A 23996-nucleotide genomic window follows, 5' to 3' on the forward strand; every position below is an offset into this window, starting at 1 on the left:
AGCCAGGATCAAACTCTCAAATAAAAGTTTATCAGGCTCAGATACTATTGTTATCAAAATATCTGGCTTTATGGTTTGTTTCTTGTTTTATAAATTAACCTACTGTTTAATTTTCAAAGTTCATTTTTCATTTTCCATGTTTGCCCTTTTCTTAAGGACAAGTAATACTATATCACCTTAAAAATAATTCGTCAATACTTTTCAAATTATTTTTTTAAATTTTTTAATTTTCATTATCACATATTCCATTATAATGTAGTAATACCATAGCTTCAATCAATTTTAATATATTTATATTTTTTTATAAAAAATCACAATTGTTTATCTTAATTATTAATATTTTAAATATTTCTATATACAAATTCAACAGTTATAATAGAATTATCCCTATATAAATTGAAAAAATACAGTAGAAAATACAGACAATAAATAAGAATATAGAAATAGATGTAAATAAATACAATCATAAAAGAAGAAGTATTAATACAGTTAGAATAAACTTATCAATACTTCTTCTTTTATAATCAATCTTTTAATAAAATCTATTTATTTTTAACTTACATATTATCTCATAGCTCTCATAGCATTTAGTACTGCAATAAGTGCTACCCCTACATCAGCAAATATAGCCTCCCACATAGTAGCTACTCCTCCAGCTCCTAGTGCCATAACTATAACTTTTACACCTAGAGCAAATATTATATTTTGCCATACTATCTTATTAGTCTTATTTGCTATTTCAATGGCTTTAGATATTTTACTTGGTTCATCTGTCATAAGTACTACATCTGCTGCTTCAATAGCTGCATCTGAACCTAGACCTCCCATTGCTATACCAACATCTGCTCTAGCTAAAACTGGTGCATCATTTATTCCATCACCTACAAAAGCTATTTTTTCTTTTTCTGTTCTACCTTCATACAACTCTTCTAGTCTATCTACCTTTTCATTAGGAAGTAAATTAGAGTAAACTGTATCTAATCCTAACTCTTGAGCGATATTTTTTGCTACTTTTTCATTATCTCCAGTTAACATTACAACTTCTTTTACTCCTATTGATTTTAAACTTCTTATGGCATTTTTACTATCTTCTTTTATCTCATCAGATATAACTATATAACCTCTATACATTTTATCAACAGCAATATACACTACTGTTCCAACTTCTTTAGCTGGTGAATAGAATATATTTTCCTTTTTCATAAGCTTCTCGTTACCTGCCAATATAAGTTCACCATTGTATTTTACTCTAATTCCATAGGCTGCTATTTCCTCATAACTATCTATTGTATTTAAATCAATTTTCTTACTATAGTAGCTTAATATAGATTTTGCTATTGGATGATTTGAATTTACTTCTGCAAGAGCTGCATATTGCAATAATTCTTCTTCTGATATTCCCACAGGATTTAACTTAGTTACATTAAACACACCTTTAGTAAGGGTTCCTGTTTTGTCAAACACTACTGTATCTACACTTCTTAAAGCCTCTAAGTAATTACTTCCCTTTATAAGTATTCCATTTTTAGATGCAAATCCAATCCCACTAAAGAAACTAAGTGGTATTGATAAAACTAATGCACAAGGACAAGAAACAACTAAGAATATCAACCCTCTGTATAGCCAATCACTAAATACTTCACCTGAAATAACAAGTGGTGGTACAAATGCTATCAATAAAGCAGCTATAACTACTACTGGAGTATAGTATCTTGAAAATTTAGATATAAAATTTTCTGTTTTTGATTTTTTAATGCTAGAATTTTCAACAAGGTCAAGTATTTTTGAAACTGTTGACTCTCCAAAGCTCTTTGTAACTTCAATAGTAAGTAAAGCATTCTTATTTATAACACCTGATAAAATTTCGTCTCCTTTTTCAACTTCCCTTAATACAGACTCACCTGTAAGTGCAGAAGTGTCTAACATAGATACTCCATCTACTACTACACCATCCAATGGCACTTTTTCACCAGGTTTTACTACTATTATATCACCTATATTTACTTCTTCTGGAGATACTACTTTAACTTCAGAGTTAACTTTTAGGTTTGCATAATCTGGTCTTATTTGCATAAGTGAAGTTATAGACTTTCTAGACTTTCCAACCGCAACACCTTGTAAATACTCTCCTACCTTATAGAAAAGCATAACTCCTACTGCTTCTGATAGTTCTCCTATTAATAATGCCCCTACTGTTGCTAGAGCCATTAAGAAGTTTTCATCAAATACTCTTCCTTTTGATATATTTCTTATTGCTCTTAAAAGTACATCTCCACCTACTATCACATAAGCAACTATAAATACTATATTGCTAAATTGACTTTCAAATCCTGTTGCTGTTTGATATATACCAAAAATATATACAAGAGCTCCTATTATAAGTGGAATTAATTCTTTTTTATTTGTATCGCTCACAGTTTCTGACTTTTCAATCGTTCTAGATTTTGTTTTATCAGAAGACTCTACTTGTATATCAAGTCCTGGTTCTGTTGAGTCTATTATTTCTTTTATTTTATTTATAACAGAATCTTCTTCAAAAGTACTTATTATGTTTACTGTAAGTTTTTTATTTACAAAATTCAAATTAGAAGATTCAACCTCTTTTAGTTTAGAAACTTTGTTGTTAATCTCTTCTGCACAATGTGCACAATTTAATCCTCCTAATATAAGCTCCTTTTTAGTTGATGTTTTGTTGGCTATTGTATTGTCTTTAGAGCTTATTTGTATATTAAGTCCTGGTTCTGTTGAATCTATTATCTCTATTATCTTTTCTATAGTATTTTCTTCATCAAAACTATTTTCTATATTTACTGTAAGTTTTTTATTTATAAAATTTAGATTAGAAGACTTAACCTCTTGTAGCTTAGAAACTTTGTTGTTAATCTCTTCTGCACAATGTGCACAATTCAATCCTCCTAATATAAATTCCTTTTTAATTATATTATTTGCTTCCATATATATTCACTCCTCTCATTTATCATTTATAAGTCTCTCTAATATGATTTAATCCACAGTCAAATATTTGACTTATATGGCTATCATCTAATGAGTAATATACTGTCTTTCCATCTCTTCTAAATTTTACTAACCTAGCCTGTTTTAATACTCTAAGTTGGTGAGATATTGCAGAGTGAGTCATATTTAATAAACTTGCTATATCACATACACACATTTCATTTGCAAATAATGCATATAATATCTTTACTCTAGTAGTATCTCCAAATACTTTAAATAATTCTGCTAAATCATATAACATTTCTTCATCTGGCATAGTTGACTTAGCTTCTGTTACTATTTCCTCATGTATTATATTACAACTACAATCATTTATCTCTTCTCTCATTGTATAATCCTCCGTTATTTTAATATATGAATAACTGTTCATATGTTCATTATATGCTATTATATCTGATTTCGCAACAATATTTTTTTATTTATTTAATAATAATTAGAATGCACATATTATGGACTTTTTTAATATATATATTATTAGAATAAGTTTTTGTAAACTTTTTTATAGTTTTTCTAGGAGGTGCAAGTTTAATATGAGTAATAAGAAAAAAAAGAACTTAGATACTAGTTACATGCCTTACTTAGACCCTGCTAATTATGCAGATTATATTACTAACGAAGAAATTCCCCAAGATGAGTTGAGAAATGACCCACAAATCCCTAGTGGTTATACAAAAATACCTAATAATCAGAACATAAGTAACATTTATCCTAATAGCGTAAATAATTATCCTAAAAGTAGTAATTCTCCAAACAACTTGCCTAACACAAATAATACATCTGGAAATATGAACTACAACACATCTAATCCAAACAATATGCCTAACAACATGAACTATAATACATCTAATAATATGGGTGTACCTACTAATATGTCTGGTAACATGAATAACAATATGGGTATGCCTAACAACATGTCTGGTAACATGAATAACAATATGGGTATGCCTAATAACATGTCTAGTAATATGAATAATAATATGGGTATGCCTAATAATATGTCTGGTAATATGAATAATAATATGGGTATGCCTAATAACATGTCTGGTAACATGAATAACAATATGGGTATGCCTAACAATATGTCTGGTAACATGAATAATATGGGTATGCCTAACAACATGTCTGGCAACATGAATAATATGGGGTATAATATGAATAACATGGGTATTCCTAACTTATCATGTAATCAAAATATGCCTCCTAATGTACTTATGATGATACCAGGTGTTATATGTCATAATACAATGAATGGTATGCCTGTAGTTATGCCTAGTAATATGCCTTCTAACATGTATCCGACTCCTTATGGTTCTAGTAATATGTCTATACAAGGTATGCCACAAACTAATATTGAGGAGTTTGATGAGGAAGAAATGTAAAATATTTTTATTTTTTAAATAAATTGTATAAGACCTTAATAATTGAACATAATAGTAAATGTATTCCTCATAATATTCCCCCAATATTATTATAGGTATAAAATTTTGATTGAATATCCTTTTATTTAGTCAAAAAATATTAACATAATCTAATAAAATAAATGTAAATAAAAAATCAGATAAAATAAAATTTTATCTGATTTTTTATTTACATTTAACTTAATACTTAAAAAATATCACTGTATATCACTATTTGTTTGATGTTTATGTAAGTAGCTCACAAATCCTTCAATCGAATAGTCAGTTACATCATGCATATCTTCATTAACTATACAAAAAAACATGCTGGCATTTTCTTCTTGTTTAGATTGTCAAGGATACATGGACTACACCCTTTCTCATGGTTTTTTGGATTTCTTAGATATTTCTCAACTTAAGTTTACTAGCTCTATGTTATAATGACTCTAACAAGTTATTATCTTATTTATAGGAGGTATTGTTTTGAATAAAATATGTGTATTTTACTTCTCTGGAACTGGTATGACAAGATATATTGTAAATAGAATAAAACAAGAATTTGAAAATCAACAGACTTATGTTGATTGCAGAAGAATTGAAAATATCAAGATGTCTAATATTCATTTAACATCATATGATTCAGTAGGAATAGCTTATCCAGTACATTCCTTTAACGCACCTCAAATTGTATTAGACTTTGTAAAACACTTACCAAAAATAGACTCTATGGATACATTCATAATTCATACAGCTGGAGAAGAACATTATATAAATTATGCTTCATCCAATTTACTAATCAAAAGATTGAATGCTAAAGGTTTCAAAGTATTTTATAATAAATTGTTTGCTATGCCCTCAAATTTTATGGTTAAATATGATGACCAAAAAACAAAAGAGCTTATTAATGAAGCAGATAAAAAAATACCTATTACTGTACATAATTTAATAAATCGAATCTCACATCTACCAACTAGTAGAACTTCAGTAAAATTTTTAGCTTTTTTTGGTAGATTAGAGTGGTATGGTGCTCGTATTTTAGGTAAGTTCTTCTATGTTAAAGATACTTGTACTCACTGTGGTAAATGTGCCAATAATTGTCCTAAACATAATATAAATATTACCAAGGATAAAGTCAAATTTAATTGGAGTTGTTGTTTGTGCATGAGATGTATTTATAATTGTCCTGAACAATCAGTCTATATACATCAGCCATTTAAGTTCATCCGTCTTGATAGTTGGTATGATTCTAATATATTTACAAATAAATAAAAGCTTGTAATTTTATTATAACTATCATTCATAACTCTTTAATATTATTTTATTTTCATTATAAATCTTCATAGCTTCACCATAAAATATATCTTATTCCCTATATATCTAGTAATATGTTTAGATACGGTATGCTAAAAACCAATATTGACAAATATTATTAAAAAAAGAAATAAAATATTTTTATATAAATTGTATAAAATTTTAATAATTGACCACAATAATAAATGTATTCCTCATAATATTCCCCCAATATTATAGAAATAAATTTAAGCGAGATTAAATTCAGTTAATCTCGCTTAAATAATGTCCAAAATCATATATTATTCCAAAAAGTCATAAAAGTCTATTGAATCTGACTCTGCAAAATCGTATAAAGCATTTTGCTCAAAGAAAAATTTCTCCTCGAATTTAATGTATTTGCTATAATTAGACTGACTTATTTCATTAATACAATTACAATCATTATCACTATAAGTCCCTATAAAAAACTTGTTTCCCATTAAGTAATATATAGCTTTCATATCATTATTTATTATATATACATTTTCTTTAACATGGTCATTATTAAAATTAAATCTAGTAAAAAATATCCCTTCATTCATATTACTTTTTAATAAGAACGGATTTTCTTCATAAAATACTTTTGCAAACTCCTCAGGTGAACTTACACTATATACACTTACAAATTCACTCTTAGAAATTTCATCAAAAACTTCAAAGTCGTACATAGGCTCTTTATCTGTTACTAGCATAGAATTAATTTTAAAGCCAGTCTCATTACATTTACTTATACAAAAGGCTATTTTACATGTATAATACCCATCATTATCTTCATATAAAGCCTCGCTAATATACCTACCTTGTCCTTTATTGCTTACTGTATTTTTAAGCAATGTACCATTGATATTTGTAATATGCATATTTGCAATCTCGTCACTTCCAGAAAAGTATCTTAAACTTTCTCTGTCCCATGCTATAAACCTCATAGTCATATAGTTTATGAATTCAACTTCCTCATCAACTCTTTTACATATTTTATTATATAATTTTTCTATAGTTAAATCTGTTTTATAATTTTTTATAATGTCAATGTATTCACATTTATCTCCTGGTAATATCTTGTTATAACAAATATTCTTATTTCCAAAATAAGATACTAAAAACAGAGATTCCTCCTCTGTTAATCCAATTCTATCTGAGCCAAATCCACCCATTAATCTTTCTTCTTCTCTATAAGCTTCTTCTTGTGTTGGATTTTTCAAACTCACATAATCCGCCAAACCTAACCCTTCTGCATCCAATAAAAAATATTGACAAAAGTGATTTTTTTTATTGTCTATCCAATTTATTATAAGACCCAAGCTCCCCATAAGTCTAGAATTTGTAACCTTTGAAAAATTAAAATTCATACAATCACGTCCTTTAAAATTTAAAATCTTTATTTTTTAATATATAAATTATTATACATATATTTTAACAACTTAGGTACAATTTATAATATAATATAAGGAAATGATTAATTGAGGTGGTTTTTATGAAAAATATAGCAGCTTTTTTTGATATAGATGGTACTCTTTATAGGGACTCTCTTATGGTTGAACATTTTAAGAAATTAATTAAATATGATATAATTGACCAAAAAAATTGGTATAAACACGCTAGAGATACGTTTATGGATTGGGATAAAAGGCAAGGCAACTATGATGATTACCTATTAGAGATATGTAATCTTTATGTTGACTCCTTAAAAGGCTTAGATAAAACTTGCATTAATTTTACAAGTGACCAGGTAATTAAATTAAAGGCAGATAGAGTTTATAAATATACACGTTCAAGAATAGATTGGCATTTAAATCAGGGTCATATAGTTATCTTTATATCTGGTAGTCCTGGATTTTTAGTTGAAAAAATGGCTCAGAAGTACAATGTAACTGACTTTTTAGGAAGTGATTATGTGTTTGAAGATAATATATTTACAGGAACAGTCATACCGATGTGGGATTCTATAAGTAAAAATAACGCTATAAATGACTTTGTTGTAAAATATGATTTAGACCTATCAAATTCGTACGCTTATGGAGATACTAATGGCGATATAAATATGCTAAAAAGAGTTGGAAATCCAATCGCAATAAATCCTACAAAAGAACTTTTGGCTCAAATATCACTTAACAAGGAAATTTCTAAAAATGTTGAAATAATAGTAGAAAGAAAAGACATTATATATTCTTTATCTACAGATGTAAATATAGTGGATATTTAATTTATATTAGTTATTTTAAAGACTTATATAACAAAAGTCTTATTATAATAAAGGATGTCATCATTAGAATGATATCCTTTATTTTTATTTTAATAAATTTTCTATATTATAATTTTTTTATCTTAAAATAAGACAACATTCATCACTGCTATTCAAGTTATGTTTTTGTCCTTAACAGTATCTTATTTTCTTTTGATAGTATCTTTAAGAAAAACAGTTTTAACATGTTATAGATTTTGTTTCTCAGGTGGCGACTCCCTATTTTAAATAAAAAAATTGCTATTATCAAAATTTTTAAATCCTAGATGACAACACAAAAAGACTCTGACATAAAAATCAAAGTCTTTTTTATTAAACAAACTCATACATATGTTAATTTTATTTTTATATTTCAATGTACCTTCACAAATGTATTATTCATATACAAATTAAAATCATTCTAAAGTAAAACATTAGGTCAGTTGTTATTTTTAAATAACATCTTTCTTAGTCTATTATTGTAATAATCGATAAAGGAACTATATACATAATCGTATATTATAAAGGCTACCTCAAATGAGGCTACTATAATAATATTTATTGGAATATAAACTATTGTCCTTAATATAAAATACAATATAAATATCATTATGTTTGCAAATACTAATTTCATAAGATACTCAATATATATTGACCTATCTTTTTCTATAAAATATTTAACAATACCATATATCCCAAAAGTAAGGGAATATACAATCCATTGAGATTTACTTGCCATTACTATAAATCCTAATACTACAGAACCTATATAAAAAGCAATGCCACTTTTAAATCCCCATTCCATTATTACAATTGATACTAAAAGTGATGCTAACCCCATGATAAACAATGTATTTACAGGAATAATATTTGTAAGAGTTAACAGTATTACATTTAATGCTAATAAAACTCCTCCATAAGCAACTTTTATACTCATATTTATCATCCTAACAACAAGATATTAAATCTCCACCAAAACATTCACAACATGAATCTAGACACCAAAGTTTAGCGCAGTTTTCACAACAATCATCACCTAAACAACAGCAGTCATCACAACAACAGCAACAACATCCATCTAAATCATTACGTCTTCTTCTATTATAATTATCAGCTCTATTGTTATATTCATTTCTATATTGTGTATAACTTCTAAGTGCATCATTGTATTCCTGATTTTCAGGCTCCATGAATTTTGCTCTCTTTAAGAAGTCTTCTCCTTCTTCATAATATCCAATATTCATCGCAGAAAAACCAGTTAGATAATACCACTCTGCACATTTGTCAGTTAATGTTTTTAAAAAATCATAGGCTTTTTTAAATTCACTATTTTCCATAAAAGCTCTTGCTCTCATAAAATTTTCATTATTATAAGTATTACTGTACATTATTTTCACCTCTACTTTCTAATATATTCATGTATCTTAAATAAACCCCAGAATAAATTATATTTTCTATTATTCCAACGTTTTTATTTAGATTTAAATTATCAATTCCCCTAGCTAAAAAACCTAATGATGTTACAATTATTTTTTTAACTTTTTCTTTTAACTCATCATTTTTATCTATATATTCTATAAAAGGATTATATCTTCCTTTCTTAAAATCTTCGTCTAAATCTTCGTATGCATCTAATAAATATATATATTTACCTATATTAAAACCTATCATTCTTAGATTTCTCTCATTTTCATCTTTTTTATACGCAAATACTTCTCCCATTATATTTCCAAAGACATTAGACACTTCATCTATATTTATATTTTTGTCCTTTTCCAACTTATTTAATTCATTTAATTGTTGCTTTATATACTCAGCTTTTTCAGGATATTTCTCATAGGCTAAGTTTAATTTGTTTTTATATATATAATATGCTAATTTATCTTTTATGCGTTTATCATCCATTAAATTATCTTCCAATTTATAATACGTTAAAAGAACATTCATACTTGCTGCATATTCTGTAATATCATTTGTAATTATCTTTTTCTTCTTAAATGGGCTAACTACACACACTTCTTCTGTATTTGTAGACTCTGGCTTATATACTGCTGTTAATAAAATAATTAAAAAGGTTATATCATAATTCAGAGAAAATCTAGAAATTTCTCCATGATTTCTTTTTAAATATTTACATAGCCCACAATAATAAGCTTTGTAATGGTCATATTCTCTAAATGTTAAATCCATTTTGTTTATTTTAACATATCCAAACATAAATACTCCTTTTTGTACTACTTTTTATATAAATTATAATTTGTATTGTAACAATCTATATCTATAAATATCACATTTAACTCTTTTATATTCTCAACACTTCTTTGTGGTTTATAAAAAGTATTGTGACTTACATAAATGTATACTTAATTGGCTCTATTGTTTTATTAGTGAAAAAATGAGTGTATGCCATCAAACATGAACTCATTCTTTTTCTATTTTTTGTTAATTATTATTATATCATTAATAAAATTATAATTCATTGTTTAGAACTATTTTTCTGATGGTTTTAATATATCTTTTTCACTAAAATATCTTGTTAACTTTAAGGCATCAACTTCGAGTGCTTTTGTCAATTTAAGTATCAGTGTTGCTGTTGGACTATGATAAAATCATTCTCTCTCTAATTTTGATATATAACTTTGACTTATATTAGTTATTTTACTAAGTTGATTTTGGGTTATTTTTTATTTGTATGAAATATTTTTAATATGTTTTCTATTTTTAATTGCTACCAATATTTTACACTTACTATATTAATTATATGCAACAATGGTTGTCAATAATTAAATTGTGTACAATACATATCTTGTGATATCTATTAAATTTGATTCATTAGAAAAAATTTGCATGGCTCTCAAGTGTTCTCCTAATGAGTTATTAGGTTGGAAGCAAGATAAATAAAAATATTAATTCTAAAGGGTTTATTTATAACTATCGGAAGGCTACTTTAGTAGTTATTTTATAGATTTACATATGGTACATCAATAAGTTTTATATTTTTATACAATATAATTCTTACTGATATACCATTTAAAAACCTCATAAGATGTCAGGAAACGATAGTATAATCATCACATACGTTTTATCAAGTCTATTTTACATATAGTTTATACTTAGATAATAGCAGACATCTGTTTTTTCTACATTTGAATGAATTCTAAGAACTTTAATTTTACTATAAAAAAATAAATTCTTATTTTTGGATATACTCTACTACAGAAATTTTATTTATTTTTCTTCCTATCTAATGCTACTCCAATAAGTAACCCAAGGGATAAACCAATAGCTAAATTTTTAAATACTGAACCCCAAATAACACCAAAGCATAATCCTAATCCCAAATAACTTATATTTTCATTTTTCATATATTACTCCCTTAAATTTGATTGAAATATTTTAACTTTTCTAATTGATTCTTTTGAAGCTTTGACTATATCAGCTAAAATTCTTATCTCATAGTCATTACAATCACTTATCACTTATTTTAATTCTTTTTCAAGGACAACTTTAGAGTCTAGTATTGTCTCTCACTGTAATTCGTCGATTGATATGCCTAAAATATTATCAATCGCAACCAAAGTAGGTAGGCTAACACTAGAATTGCCAGTCTCAAAATTCGACATGTGTTGAGGCGTAATTTTTATCATTTCTGAAACAGTGTCTTGTGTTAAACTTTTCAAAATAATATCTATTAAAATTGTTTTTATGAATCTTTACGAATACCTACTGCCCTTAATGGACCGAGTAACGACATTCTAGCAAGTATCAGTGCCATTTCATCAGGAGATTCTTTCATGTTTTTTTCAAGCCAATATTGAATTACACCTAAGTCCGCTGAAAGTATATATTGTATAAAATATTCTTCTGAAATTACTGCCTCATCTATGTTAAAATTTTTTAACTTTTGTTTCTCAAACAAATTGATTTCAATAAATCTTTTTATTTTTCTTTCAAAAGTAGGGTCACCTTTGGGACCTAAAATAGATTTAATAATTACCGAATTTTTTCTAAAATATTCAAAAAGCTTTACCATAAATGGAAGGGGTTCATTTGAGGCATCTATATTCATCATATTGACTGAATCAAGGTGCTTAGTCTCTTCTTCAATTTCCTGTATTATTTCATTTTCAATCTTCTCTAACAAGTCATACTTATCAACATAATGCAGATAGAAGGTTCCTCTATTTATATCCGCCCTTTGAGTTAAGTCAGTAACTGATATATTGTTAAATCCTTTCTCGTCTATTAACTCTGCTAATGCAGACCTAATCATTTTTTTAGTACGTATTGTTCTTCTATCAATAGATACTTTTTTCATGAATTATTCCCTCATTCTATATAAATTTTTTTAATTTTAATTAACAATTTTATAGTAAATGTTTATTACTTAACAATTTAAATATTATTGTTCATTGCATAAATCAATATAAATATTATAATATACATATAGGTTATTAATCAACAACGTGTTCATAAAAAATAGCGAATTAATTTGAAGTAAATGTTTAATATGACCGAAAATTTCGCCTTTATATGGATGCATTATAGGATATCTTAAGAATAGTATTAATGGAGGATAAAAATGAACAATTTAGATAAAAACAATGCTAATGAAGTTTTGGATATGCTGTTAAGAACTCGAAGATCCATAAGAAGTTTTACAAAAGAAATACCTTCAAAAGAACTAGTTGAAAAAATAATTGAAACTGGAAGACTTGCACCTTATGCAATACTTGCAGTAGCAAAGCAAACAGATTTTAGACATTTTTTTGTTATCTCAAATAACAGTTTACAAATGGATAAAATTAAAACTATTCTTGTTGATGTTATTAAAACTCAAATATCAACCCATGAGAAGGAGGCGGAGAACGACATCACTCTACAATCCTTCATTACTTCTTTAAAGATGCAAGTTAAAAAAGGGGTTCTTGGTGTAGGGACAGCACCTTATCTTATTATTGTGGCAGAACGTCGTGGAATACCAGCCATAGAACAAAAGTCATTATCTCATGTTATGCAGAATATGTGGCTTAAAGCAACTGCTTTAGGATTAGGTTTTGAACTTGTTAGTATAATAGGAAGATTAAGTAATAATAAAGATTTTTGCGATATTTTAGGAATACCAACAGGTGAATATGGATTTGATGCCTGTACAATTGGTTTCCCTACAGCATCTGTAACTAAGGAAGGCAGAGCCGTTCCTCATCCATCCATAAAATGGATATAATAAATAATATTGAAAATCAAATATTTATAAACTATTCTTACATATTTTTAATAATAGGTGACATGTTGTTTCTCAGAGGAATCTATAATTTAACTGAACCTAAGATAATCAGATTAATTACAAACAAAGAATAAATATAATAAAAGGACTTATAAATTATAAGTCCTTTTATTGAGCATGAAATTAAATTCTTTTCCTTCAACCCTGGTAAATAATTTTCCTGTATTTCTTTTAAAGTATATGTATATCCATCATAATCAATTATTTTTACTTCTGTTTGTGTCTTAGAATTTAATTATTCCTGTGGCTCGCAATATATATTTATACTATTTTATACAATTCAATCTTACTTACATTAAATTAGTTTTTAAATAATTGGAGTATATTCAAAACTGCCTAAAGTATCTTTTAATTCCTTTTTTGCTTTATTTACAATAGATTCATCAAGCATTACATCATTTATTGAACATGCTATAGATTTAGATGCTAACAACATCGCTTTAAATCCCATGTCAGAACCTGCACTAGCACAAGATTGCCATGTATGAGCAGAAATACCAATAGGCCAAACTGAACAAGAACATTGTGCTGTGGGAGTTATGTAACTAACATCTCCAATATCTAATGACAGTGATATACAGTTATTATGAGTAAAGGTATCATCTGTAACTTCATCATGTAGATTCATCTTAGTAATCTCCTTGTTTCCACTCAATACACTAGAAACACTAATTCTTTTGTCTATAGACACTGTTTCAGCTAATTTTTTTGCAAAATAGTAGTCATCTTCATCATACTTTTGTACCCCTATCAATTTCATGTTTTGTGATAAAACATCTGTTAATATTGTATTTGGAATATAGTCATATACTCCACTTATAATATTATATTCCATACTAGTACCACTCATCAATGCTGCTCCTTTTGCTATATCAACAATTCTGTCAAATACATCTCTTACATGCTCCATTTTAACTCCTCTTATGTAATACCATACTTCTGCAAAGTCTGGAACTATATTTGGCATTTCTCCACCATTAGTAGTTACATAATGAACTCTACAGCTATCAAATATATGCTCTCTTAAATAGTTACAACCTATGTTCATAAGTTCCACTGCATCAAGTGCACTTCTTCCGTTATAAGGAGCTTGTGCTGCATGAGCGCTAATCCCATTATATCTAAATTTTACAGAATAATTAGCAAGTGTTGGAATTCTTATTGGAGTGTTTATATCAAATGGATGCCAACTAAATGCACAATCGATTCCATTAAAGAAGCCTTTTTTTATCATTAATACTTTTCCTGACAAATCTTCTTCTGCTGGACATCCATAGTATTTTATAGTTCCTTTCAATTTTTTTAGTTTGATTAATTCCTTTATTGCAATTGCAGCTCCTATTGAACCTGTACCAAGTAAATTATGTCCACAACCATGACCTGCACCACCATCTGAAATAGATTCTTTTGTAATGGATACTTTTTGAGACAAACCACCTAAGGCATCATATTCTCCCAAAACTGCTATAACTGGTTTACCTTCTCCATAGCTAGCTACAAATGCTGTATCTATATCCTCTAATTCATCTACACTAAAATCATGTTTTTTTAAATATTCTTTTTGTAAGTTTGAAGCATAATATTCTTTATATTGAAGTTCTGGATTTTTCCATATTTTATCTGATATATCTCTTAACTCTTCCTGTATCTCATCTATATATTCAACTAAAAACTTTTTATTTAAATCACTCATATTAATCGTATAAACCTCCTTATTTCTAATAACTTATCAATTACTAACCAAAATAACTGATTTAAAAATATTTTCTATTGTACAGCTACTTTATACAATAAAACCTCTTGACTTGTAAGTTTCATTTTATCAAGTAAGAGGTCTTTTAAATTTATAAAATTTTTAGCATGTTAACCAATCAAGCATATTAACCCATAATTTATTATAATATTTCCAATCAGTAAATTCTCTTGGACCCCAATGAGGTGCACAATCAGAACTAAAGATAGCAGATTTTCCTTTTCCAAATTCACCAATAGCTACAAATGGGTCTCCTCCAATAGTCGCTAGTACAGGACAATTATCTTTAGCTATTGTCTTATTATATCCTAAGAACTGTGGCCATTCCTTTGGTATATCTTTTAAAACTGGATGTTCAGAATCAACAACAACTGGAGTTATTCCTGCTGGTTTTTCAACTCTATCATCTTTATCTATCATTGTTATTGGCAATACATCTTTGATAGCAGTTTCTCCAAATCTAGCTTTTGCATCTATACCTGTAAATGACATATATCCACCTACCATGATTAATGCTCCACCACTATTTACATACTCTTTAATTAATTCAAGTCTATCTGGATTACTATTACAATCTATAAATGTACTATTAGATAATAAGAATGTATTAGAACCTATATCAGATAATATTATACAATCATACTCATTTAACTCTTCCAATTTATATGGGAAGCTGTCTGCTGCTACATGTGCAGGCATATAAACTACTTCATAGCCTCCAGACTCCACTGCTTCTTTTAACCATTTTACTGCTTCTTCATAATGTGTTGTAACAAATGTGTCAAATCCCTTTATATGAGTTATATTTTTTACCCATGATTCCCCTACTATTAATACTTTTTTCATCTATATATTCCTCCTACTTTTATAAGTTTAATATTAGACTGGCATACATAAGTATACTGTCTAAATACTCTTGAATTTCAACATACTCATCTATCGCATGACATTGTTCTATTGAACCTGGACCTAATATTAATGTTGGAATTTTAGCTAAGTTTTTCATCAGTCTCGCATCATTTCCAGCCGTTGACCCTTTTATATTTAACTTTCTTTCTAAGGTTTCTTCTAATATCTTTTGAGTATTAACTATAAATTCAGATTGCTTGTCCGTCTCAAAACCTAATCCTGATTGATATATGTTTATCTCTGGTTTATTATCTTTAAGCCATAAATCTCCATCAGCTCTTGTCATTATAACCTTAGTTATATCGTCTACAACTTGCTCATAACTCATTGTATTTGGCAAGAAATGTACACATAAATTAAATACACACTTATCTGGTACAGTAGAACCTGCTGTTCCACCATTTATTAAACCTAGATTTATTGTAGGTGGAGGTAATAAAGCATGTTTATATTTCATAAGCCAATTATGTTCTAACTCTTTTATATCTTGAAGTAATAACATCGCTTTTTCTATAGCGTTTACACCTTCCCACTTGCTTCCACAGTGGAGAGATACACCTTTAACTTCAACCTCAAAGAATACAAATCCCATATGTGCAATTATTATGTCCTTCTCTGATGGTTCACAAATTACACAATAGTCTCCATCAATGCCATTCATAACTGCATTTATAGTTCCATTTCCTCCGCCTTCTTCATCTACCACTGACATTACCTTTATATTGCCAGGTATATTTAATCCACTATCTTTTATAAGTTTTACAGCTAATATTGAGGCTATTAGGCCAGATTTCATATCTGCAGTTCCAAGTCCATAAAGCTTGCCTTTATCTTCTGTAGCACAATATGGATTATATCTCCACTTTTTTATATCACCAGGTGGCATAGTATCTACATGACCATTAAAAACTATTGTCTTACCAGGCAAATTATCACTGTACTTACATATTAAATTATATCTATCATCATAATTGTGACCTAGATTACCTTCTTTATATATGTATTTTGCCTTTTTAATTAAATCTTCGCTCATTTCTTGTCTATTTACACTAAACCCTATGGAATTTGCAAGTTTTTCAATATATTCTTGACCTTCCTTTTCAAATCCACCTAGTATTCCATGACCTACATCTTCGGTTTTGATACTTACAAGCTCTTTTAAATAATCTATATATTCTTGTTTGTTACTATTTAATGTATCTAAGAGAATTTTTTTCATATTTCCTCCCAAGATTTATTATTTTGCTTTAGCTGACTTTTTTAATTTTATGTTATTTATCCATATAGCAAATAACATTACCAAACCTTTTATAATCATCTGATTATATGAAGATACACTCAATAGGTTTAATCCATTTCCCAATATTCCTATTATTCCAACACCTATACATGTACCTACTATAGAACCAGAACCACCCATCATATTAGTACCTCCAAGCACAACCGCTGCTATAGCATCCAATTCTGCTCCATCTCCAACAGTTGGTGAACCTGATGCTAAACGTGAAGATAATATTATTCCAGCTAAGGCTGTTAATAATCCAGCTAAGGCATACACTTTAACTATAACTTTATTTACCTTTACTCCACATAGTCTAGCTGCTTCTTCATTCCCACCTACAGCATGTACATGGCGTCCAAAATCAGTTCTTTTTAAGAGAAAATGTCCTGCTATTACAACTATAATCATAATTATAACTGGTATTGGTATTGGTCCAACATATCCTCTACCCAGCATCTTAAATGCATCTGTGTTTACTGATATAGGTCTCCCTCCTGTAAACACAAAACTTGCTCCACTTATTATCGTCAACATAGCTAAAGTTACGATAAATGGTGGTAGTTTTTGTGTTGAAATAATTGCACCTTTTATGACACCTAGTATTGTTCCAATTGCTAATGCAAGTAACATGCCTACCCATATGGGTGCATTATAATTTACTACTGTTGTAGCCCAGAATGTACCTACTAAAGCAATTACTGCTCCTACACTTAAGTCTATTCCTCCTGTAATTATTACAAAAGTCATCCCTACTGCAAGAATTGCATTTATTGATATTTGTCTTCCAACATTAATTAAATTATCTAAAGTTAAAAAATTAGATGAAGCTACACTCATTATTATAAAAATTATTACAAGTCCTATAGCTGCACTCCCCTGGTCTTTAAATACACTTGTTAATTTTGATAATAATGGAGATGAAGTATTCTCTTTATGCTTAGTTATTGAACTCATTAATTTTACCTCCAAAAGCCAATTTTAATACATTATTTTCAACCATTTCTTCACCTTCTAAAAAGCCACTTATATGACCCTCTCTCATAACCATTATTCTGTCACTCATTGATATCAATTCTGGTATCTCTGAAGATATCATTATGATACTTACACCATCCTCTACCAAGTCACCCATTAGATTGTATATCTCTGCTTTAGCATTTACATCTATACCTCTAGTTGGTTCATCCATAATTAATATGTCTGGTTGTAATAAAAGCCATCTGGCTATTATAGCTTTTTGTTGGTTACCACCACTTAAACTCTGTATAACCTGATTCATATGTGGAGTCTTTATTTTTAAAGCTTCTATGTATTTTTCTAAAACTTCTTTTTCTTTTTTTCTGTCTATAACTGATTTAAATTTAGATACTTTCTTTAATCCCGCCATAGTTGTATTTTCTTTGACACTCATCTGTAAAAATAATCCAGTACCTTTTCTATCTTCTGTTATCAACCCTAAACCATTTTCAATTGCATCTGATGGTGTTTTGAATTTAATTTCTTTATTATTTAAATATATTTTCCCAGAGTTATATGTTCTAAGTCCAAATATAGCTTCTACGATTTCACTTCTCTTGCTTCCAACTAGTCCACCTATTCCTAAGATTTCGCCTTTTCTTATGTTAAAACTGACATTATTAAAAACATTGTTTTTAGTTAGATTTTCTACCCTCATAATTTCTTCTTTGATTTCTACTTTTCTTTTAGGGAAAAATTGGTCTAATTTTCTATCTATCATTAAATTAACTAATTCTTCCTCAGATGATACTTCTTTGGTATTCAAAGTCGAAATCGTTTTCCCATCTCGCATTATAGTTATTCTGTCACAAATCTCAAAAAGTTCTTCCATTCTATGAGAAATATATATTATACTAACTCCACTACTCTTTAAATCATTTATAAGTCTAAAAAGTATCTCAGTTTCTTTTTTACTTATTGAAGATGTTGGCTCATCCATTATTAAGACCTTAGTTTCTGATGATAAAACTCTTGCGATTTCAACCATTTGCTTTTGAGCTATACTAAGTTCTTTGACTAAGCTACTTGGATTTATATCTATTCCCATATTGTCAAAAATCTTTTTAGATTCTTCATTCATTTTTTTATCATTAGTTAAGACCTTGCCACTTATTTCTTTTCCCATAAAAATATTTTGTGCTACTGTCAATTCATCAAATACTGTTAATTCTTGATATATGGCATTTATACCTATTTTTTTAGAAATATCCGGTGATATATTTTCTATTTCTTTTCCCTCAAAAATAAATTTACCAGAAGTCTTTGCATGTGCACCAGTTAAAATCTTTATCATTGTTGATTTACCAGCACCATTTTCACCCAGTAGTGCATGAATTTCGCCATGAAATAACTCAAAATTAACATTATCTAACGCCCTAACTCCAGGAAATTCCTTAGCAATATTACTTAACTTTAGAATTATATTACTCATAATGACACTCCTTTTTAGATAGGATTTCTTTTAAATAATCTTATTTTTTATTAATTCTTAAAGTCTTTTATATTTTCTTTATCATAAAGTAAAGCTGGTACTGGTATATTTTTCTCTACTTTTTCACCTTTTATAGCCTTTACTACTGCTTCTACTGCCAAACGTCCCATTTCTTTAGGTTGTTGCTGAATCATAGCAAGAACAGTTCCATCTGTTATTCCAGTTGCTGCTTCATCAGTTAAATCAAATCCTACAATCTTAACATCCTTATTTTTTGCAGATTCAAGTGCAGCTTTAGCTCCTAATACACTATTTTCAGCTGTTGCATATATTATATCTACATTTGGATTAGATTGAACTAAGTTTTCTACAGTATTAAGAGATTCTTCTCTATCATATCCTGGTTGTGAGTTTAATATTTTAACATTAGCTGAACCTTTTAATGCTTCTTTAAATCCATCTATTCTTTGCATTTGTATTTGAGATTTTAAATCTGTTACTATTGCAATTTCTGATTTCCCACCTAAGTTTTCATCTATGTACTTTTTAGTGTATTCGCCTAATTTTTTACCAGCATCATAACTAACTGTTCCAACATAACTTGTAATATTTTCAGTATTTAATACAGCATCTACTGTAACTACAGGCATTTTTTCAAATGCTCCTTCTACAGCTGGTACTATAGCTGAGTTGTCTGTTCCAAGTACTATCATTCCATCTACATCTTGTTGTATAAAATCTTCTATAGCTGATGTTTGTTTAGCTACATCTTGGTCTGGGTCATTTACTATGACTTTTACACCTAGTTCTTTAGCTTTTTCTTTTATCCCTTCGTCAATGTCTATAAAAAATTGATGTTGAAGAGTTATTGTAGATACTCCTATAGTTAAATCTTTCTTAGCTGAACTATCCTTCTTTTCTGATTTACTTGGTCCATCCATTGAACATCCTGTTAACATTCCTACTGCTAGTGTTGCAACAATTCCTAAAGATAAAATTTTTCTCATAATTACCCTCCATTTTTAATAGTTTTAGATTTGAACAATTTTAATTTTTATTTATTAATATCTAAATATTTTTCAACATCTTCCCTATAAGGCATTCCAGATTGAGCACCTAATTTTGTTACAGAGAGTCCTGACACTACTACAGCATACCCTACCGCTGTATATAAGTCTTTGCCTTCTGTTATAGCTACTGACAATGCTCCATTAAAAGTATCTCCTGCCCCTGTAGTATCTTGAACATCAACATTTATACAAGACACATGTTTTACTTCTTTGCCATCATAAAATCTAGCTCCATTTTTTCCTTCTGTTATTACAAGTTTATTTGGATGTTTTTTTAATACTTCTTCTATACTTTCCTCTGTGTCAAAAACTATCTTATATTCATGTTCATTTGGTGTTAAATAAGTTACTTTTTCTATTATATCTTCATCTAATCTTATTGCTGGTGCTGGATTTAATAAAATCTTTATCTTATTTTCAAAACAGAAATTTACCACATAATTTATTGTTTCTATTGGAATCTCTAACTGTAGTAATACTATATCTGCATTCTTTATCTCTTCTTCATTCTTTTTAATTAAATTTATATCTACTAGCTCATTTGTTCCTGGCACAACAACAATACTATTATCATTTTCACATAGTGTTATGACAGCAACACCAGAACTTTTTTGATTATTTCTAGCTATCAAATTATAATCAACTTTATTCTCTTTAAAATTTCGTATCAATTCTTCGCCTAAGCTATCTTCCCCTATACAAGATATCATTTTTACATTTGCACCTAACTTAGATGCTGAAACTGCTTGGTTAGCACCTTTTCCCCCAGGTGATGTAAAAAAACTATTACCTAGTATTGTTTCTCCTTTTTCTGGTCTTTTATCTACAGAACATACCATGTCCATATTTACACTTCCTATGACAACTATGTTTCCCATTACATTACTCCTTTACATATCTATTTATGCCTTTCTTGCTGTTAATTACTTTCTTTCGTTGAAGCTCTTACCACTAGTTCTGGTTTGAAAATTAATTCATCAAAGGATTCTTTCTTATCTCCTCTTAGACAATTTATTAATATTTCACTGGCTTTATATCCTATATCATAAGATGGTTGTCGTACTGTTGTAAGTGGAGGACTTATTAAACTAGAAGTTTGAATATCATCAAATCCCACAACACTTACATCGTTTGGTATATTTAATCCTCTTTCTTGAAGACCTCTGATAACACCTATTGCAATCAAATCATTTGCACAAAATATCGCATTAAAATCTATCTCTTCTAAAGTTTTTATAAATTCTTGCCCCCATTCAATCTTATATTTTCCTTCAAATACATAATTAGAATTGTAATCTAAATTATACTCAGTTAAAGCTTTTTTATATCCTTCTAATCTATCTATTGCTATTTCATTTTGAAGTGGACCACTTAAATATATTATTTTCTTATGTCCAATATCCAATAAATGTTTTGTAGCTATATATGCACCCTCAAAGTTATTTATTTTGACTATCCCTTTTAAGGTTTCTTTATTCATACTTATTTTCTTATCAATTAATACTGTTGGTATTTTTATATCTTTGTAATTTGCCTCTTTCCAGTTTGTATTTGACGATGCTGCAAAGATAATTCCATCTATCATTCTTTCTGATAATGTTCTTATCCCTTCATATTCCTTTTTGGCATCTTCATCTGTATTACATAAAATTATATTATAGCCTTCCTCATTAGCTTTATCTTCAACACCTCTTGATACGTCTGTGAAAAATGGATTTCGTATATCTGGTATAAGAAGTCCTATTGTATTTGTTCTTTTAGTCACTAAACTTTGTGCCAATTTATTTGGAACATAATTTTTTTCCTTCATTATTTTTAAAATCTTTTCTCTTGTTGCTTGACTTATATTTTCATCTTTATTGTTAATGACTTTTGACACAGTTGTTTTGGAAACACCAGCCAATTCGCCAATCTCTTTTATAGTTATACTCAAGAAGTTCACCCCCACAATTTAGGAAACCGTTTTACTTAACCGGTTACCTAGATACTATCACATCTTTTTTCGCTTTGCAACTACTTTATACAAATTTTGATATTTTTCTTATTTTTCAAAATATTTTCGACTATTAATTTAAATTTAGCATATTAGCCGATTTCCAAAAAAAATTAATATACTTTTTTAATTCTTAAAAAGTATATTAATTAATTTAAGCAATTTCTATTAAATTTTAAAGCCTTGTTCTTCAATCATTTTTTTATCATTTTCAATACCATTTCCTACAGTTGTTAAATAATCACCGACAATTGCAGAATTTACGCCCCCATTAAATCCTACCTTATCATATCCTTTTAAGGACAATCTTCCACCAGCATATCTTATATATATATTAGGAATTATAAATCTAAATACTGCTGTTGTTTTCAATATTTCCATTGGTTCTAATACATCATAATTTTCCATTGGAGTATTCTCAATTGGATTTAAAATATTTATTGGAAATGACTTCACATTTAACTCTTTTATTTCAAATGCCATCTTCAGTCTTTGTTCTTTACTCTCATTCATTCCAATTATTCCACCAACACATACATCTAGACCTGCTCTTTTAGCTTCTTTGATGGTTTTTATTCTTTCTTCATATGTATGTGTTGTACATATGCTTTCAAAATTATCCTTAGATGTCTCAACATTATGATGATATGTAGATACTCCTACTTCTTTTAATTTTTCAGCTTGATTATAATCTATAATCCCCAAAGATGCACACAATTTTAGACTGGTATTCTCTCTTAAACCTTCATAAATATGTAAAATATTATTAAACTCATCCCCTGTCATTCCTTTCCCACTTGTAACTAAAGAAAATCTATGGACTCCTTTACTTTCCATTTCTTTAGCCCTATTTAAAATCACGTCATAATTGAGTAATGAATATTCATCAATACCAGTTTTATAATGAGATGACTGAGCACAAAACTTACAATCTTCACTGCATTTCCCAGATTTTGCATTTACTATTGTACATAAATCTGCCTTGTTACCCATAAAAAATTCTCTTATTTCATTTGCTGCTTCTAATAAAATATCAAAATCATGTTTATTATTTGTATCAATATTTATTAAACTAAAAGCTTCTTTATAACTTATTTCTTTTCCATTTAAAACTTTATTTTTTAATTTGATTATGTATTCTTTCATATGCCCTCCTATTAGTCAACCTTTTTAACTTTCATAGTTTACTTATTATATATAGTATTACATATTTCCTATTTAATGGTCAACTTTATTTTAGATATAGGTTTACTATTTAAAAATAAAAAATACTGCTTTAAAATGACAT

General features: G+C 28.2%; 25 protein-coding genes. 5 read left to right on the forward strand and 20 right to left on the reverse strand.

What is annotated here, in order from left to right; genetic code table 11:
* Positions 1 to 564 precede the first annotated feature (564 nt).
* Both KGF45_RS11760 and KGF45_RS11765 read right to left on the reverse strand, forming a co-directional pair.
* On the reverse strand, positions 565 to 2955 hold the full coding sequence (locus KGF45_RS11760) for a heavy metal translocating P-type ATPase (RefSeq protein WP_227827693.1): 2391 nt from the start codon (positions 2953 to 2955) through the stop codon (positions 565 to 567).
* Between the two features lie 22 nt (positions 2956 to 2977).
* Positions 2978 to 3343: an ArsR/SmtB family transcription factor gene (locus KGF45_RS11765; RefSeq protein WP_227827694.1), complete on the reverse strand. Its 366-nt coding sequence runs from the start codon at positions 3341 to 3343 to the stop codon at positions 2978 to 2980.
* A 202-nt stretch (positions 3344 to 3545) separates the two neighbouring features.
* Between KGF45_RS11765 and KGF45_RS11770 the strand changes: the two genes are divergently transcribed.
* On the forward strand, positions 3546 to 4394 hold the full coding sequence (locus KGF45_RS11770; protein ID WP_227842608.1) for a hypothetical protein: 849 nt from the start codon (positions 3546 to 3548) through the stop codon (positions 4392 to 4394).
* Between the two features lie 328 nt (positions 4395 to 4722).
* Here the strand turns inward: KGF45_RS11770 and KGF45_RS20465 are convergent, their stop codons facing one another.
* Complete coding sequence (locus KGF45_RS20465) at positions 4723 to 4773, reverse strand: hypothetical protein (protein WP_413841461.1); 51 nt, start codon at positions 4771 to 4773, stop codon at positions 4723 to 4725.
* A gap of 122 nt (positions 4774 to 4895) precedes the next feature.
* On the opposite strand from KGF45_RS20465, the gene KGF45_RS11780 reads away from it, so the two are divergent.
* Positions 4896 to 5681: an EFR1 family ferrodoxin gene (locus tag KGF45_RS11780; protein WP_227842609.1), complete on the forward strand. Its 786-nt coding sequence runs from the start codon at positions 4896 to 4898 to the stop codon at positions 5679 to 5681.
* Positions 5682 to 6004: 323 nt separating this feature from the next.
* On the opposite strand, the gene KGF45_RS11785 is transcribed toward KGF45_RS11780, so the two are convergent.
* A complete protein-coding gene (locus KGF45_RS11785) occupies positions 6005 to 7093 on the reverse strand; it encodes a hypothetical protein (protein ID WP_227842610.1) in 1089 nt (362 codons plus the stop codon).
* 125 nt (positions 7094 to 7218) lie between these two features.
* On the opposite strand from KGF45_RS11785, the gene KGF45_RS11790 reads away from it, so the two are divergent.
* The gene (locus KGF45_RS11790; protein WP_227827698.1) at positions 7219 to 7947 is read left to right on the forward strand and encodes an HAD family hydrolase; all 729 of its coding nucleotides are present in this window, start codon (positions 7219 to 7221) and stop codon (positions 7945 to 7947) included.
* A gap of 457 nt (positions 7948 to 8404) precedes the next feature.
* Here KGF45_RS11790 and KGF45_RS11795 read toward each other — a convergent pair whose 3' ends face one another.
* The 4 genes from KGF45_RS11795 to KGF45_RS20470 all read right to left on the reverse strand — a co-directional run bounded on the left by KGF45_RS11795 (position 8405) and on the right by KGF45_RS20470 (position 10646).
* Positions 8405 to 8902 carry a hypothetical protein gene (locus tag KGF45_RS11795; protein ID WP_227827699.1) on the reverse strand — a complete coding sequence of 166 codons (498 nt, stop codon included), beginning with the start codon at positions 8900 to 8902 and terminating at the stop codon, positions 8405 to 8407.
* Positions 8903 to 8912: 10 nt separating this feature from the next.
* Entirely contained in the window at positions 8913 to 9353 is a 441-nt protein-coding gene (locus tag KGF45_RS11800; RefSeq protein WP_227827700.1) for a hypothetical protein, read from the reverse strand.
* Positions 9343 to 10182 (reverse strand): DUF5685 family protein, encoded by an 840-nt coding sequence (locus tag KGF45_RS11805; RefSeq protein WP_227842611.1) that lies wholly within the window; start codon positions 10180 to 10182, stop codon positions 9343 to 9345. Before KGF45_RS11805 ends, KGF45_RS11800 begins: the two co-directional genes overlap by 11 nt.
* Before the next feature lie 392 nt (positions 10183 to 10574).
* Positions 10575 to 10646, reverse strand: coding sequence for a helix-turn-helix domain-containing protein (locus KGF45_RS20470; RefSeq protein WP_227842691.1), 72 nt, complete (start codon positions 10644 to 10646; stop codon positions 10575 to 10577).
* Between the two features lie 127 nt (positions 10647 to 10773).
* Here KGF45_RS20470 and KGF45_RS11815 point away from each other — a divergent pair, with 127 nt between their 5' ends.
* Positions 10774 to 10866 carry a helix-turn-helix domain-containing protein gene (locus KGF45_RS11815; RefSeq protein WP_227842692.1) on the forward strand — a complete coding sequence of 31 codons (93 nt, stop codon included), beginning with the start codon at positions 10774 to 10776 and terminating at the stop codon, positions 10864 to 10866.
* Positions 10867 to 11189: 323 nt separating this feature from the next.
* Here KGF45_RS11815 and KGF45_RS11820 read toward each other — a convergent pair whose 3' ends face one another.
* From KGF45_RS11820 to KGF45_RS11830, 3 genes are all read right to left on the reverse strand, one after another.
* Positions 11190 to 11330 (reverse strand): hypothetical protein, encoded by a 141-nt coding sequence (locus tag KGF45_RS11820; RefSeq protein WP_227842612.1) that lies wholly within the window; start codon positions 11328 to 11330, stop codon positions 11190 to 11192.
* A 162-nt stretch (positions 11331 to 11492) separates the two neighbouring features.
* The gene (locus tag KGF45_RS20475) at positions 11493 to 11645 is read right to left on the reverse strand and encodes a helix-turn-helix domain-containing protein (protein ID WP_413841441.1); all 153 of its coding nucleotides are present in this window, start codon (positions 11643 to 11645) and stop codon (positions 11493 to 11495) included.
* Between the two features lie 23 nt (positions 11646 to 11668).
* Positions 11669 to 12283, reverse strand: coding sequence for a TetR/AcrR family transcriptional regulator (locus KGF45_RS11830; RefSeq protein ID WP_227827705.1), 615 nt, complete (start codon positions 12281 to 12283; stop codon positions 11669 to 11671).
* 264 nt (positions 12284 to 12547) lie between these two features.
* Here KGF45_RS11830 and KGF45_RS11835 point away from each other — a divergent pair, with 264 nt between their 5' ends.
* Complete coding sequence (locus KGF45_RS11835; protein WP_227842613.1) at positions 12548 to 13192, forward strand: nitroreductase family protein; 645 nt, start codon at positions 12548 to 12550, stop codon at positions 13190 to 13192.
* Positions 13193 to 13559: 367 nt separating this feature from the next.
* Here the strand turns inward: KGF45_RS11835 and KGF45_RS11840 are convergent, their stop codons facing one another.
* The 9 genes from KGF45_RS11840 to bioB all read right to left on the reverse strand — a co-directional run bounded on the left by KGF45_RS11840 (position 13560) and on the right by bioB (position 23854).
* Positions 13560 to 14945 carry a M20 family metallopeptidase gene (locus KGF45_RS11840; protein ID WP_227842614.1) on the reverse strand — a complete coding sequence of 462 codons (1386 nt, stop codon included), beginning with the start codon at positions 14943 to 14945 and terminating at the stop codon, positions 13560 to 13562.
* Positions 14946 to 15107: 162 nt separating this feature from the next.
* Complete coding sequence (locus KGF45_RS11845; protein ID WP_227827708.1) at positions 15108 to 15851, reverse strand: glutamine amidotransferase; 744 nt, start codon at positions 15849 to 15851, stop codon at positions 15108 to 15110.
* A gap of 19 nt (positions 15852 to 15870) precedes the next feature.
* Complete coding sequence (locus KGF45_RS11850) at positions 15871 to 17133, reverse strand: M20 family metallopeptidase (RefSeq protein ID WP_227842615.1); 1263 nt, start codon at positions 17131 to 17133, stop codon at positions 15871 to 15873.
* Between the two features lie 18 nt (positions 17134 to 17151).
* Complete coding sequence (locus KGF45_RS11855) at positions 17152 to 18150, reverse strand: ABC transporter permease (RefSeq protein ID WP_227827710.1); 999 nt, start codon at positions 18148 to 18150, stop codon at positions 17152 to 17154.
* Positions 18134 to 19645 carry a sugar ABC transporter ATP-binding protein gene (locus tag KGF45_RS11860; protein WP_227840056.1) on the reverse strand — a complete coding sequence of 504 codons (1512 nt, stop codon included), beginning with the start codon at positions 19643 to 19645 and terminating at the stop codon, positions 18134 to 18136. Before KGF45_RS11860 ends, KGF45_RS11855 begins: the two co-directional genes overlap by 17 nt.
* A 50-nt stretch (positions 19646 to 19695) precedes the next feature.
* Positions 19696 to 20652, reverse strand: coding sequence for a substrate-binding domain-containing protein (locus KGF45_RS11865; protein ID WP_227827712.1), 957 nt, complete (start codon positions 20650 to 20652; stop codon positions 19696 to 19698).
* Positions 20653 to 20699: 47 nt separating this feature from the next.
* Positions 20700 to 21593 (reverse strand): ribokinase, encoded by an 894-nt coding sequence (gene rbsK / locus KGF45_RS11870; RefSeq protein ID WP_227827713.1) that lies wholly within the window; start codon positions 21591 to 21593, stop codon positions 20700 to 20702.
* Between the two features lie 41 nt (positions 21594 to 21634).
* Positions 21635 to 22657: a LacI family DNA-binding transcriptional regulator gene (locus tag KGF45_RS11875; RefSeq protein ID WP_227840054.1), complete on the reverse strand. Its 1023-nt coding sequence runs from the start codon at positions 22655 to 22657 to the stop codon at positions 21635 to 21637.
* 219 nt (positions 22658 to 22876) lie between these two features.
* Complete coding sequence (bioB, locus tag KGF45_RS11880) at positions 22877 to 23854, reverse strand: biotin synthase BioB (RefSeq protein WP_227842616.1); 978 nt, start codon at positions 23852 to 23854, stop codon at positions 22877 to 22879.
* Positions 23855 to 23996 lie beyond the last annotated feature (142 nt).

Source organism: Clostridioides sp. ZZV14-6154, from assembly GCF_020657785.1.
Taxonomy (GTDB): Bacteria; Bacillota; Clostridia; order Peptostreptococcales; family Peptostreptococcaceae; genus Clostridioides.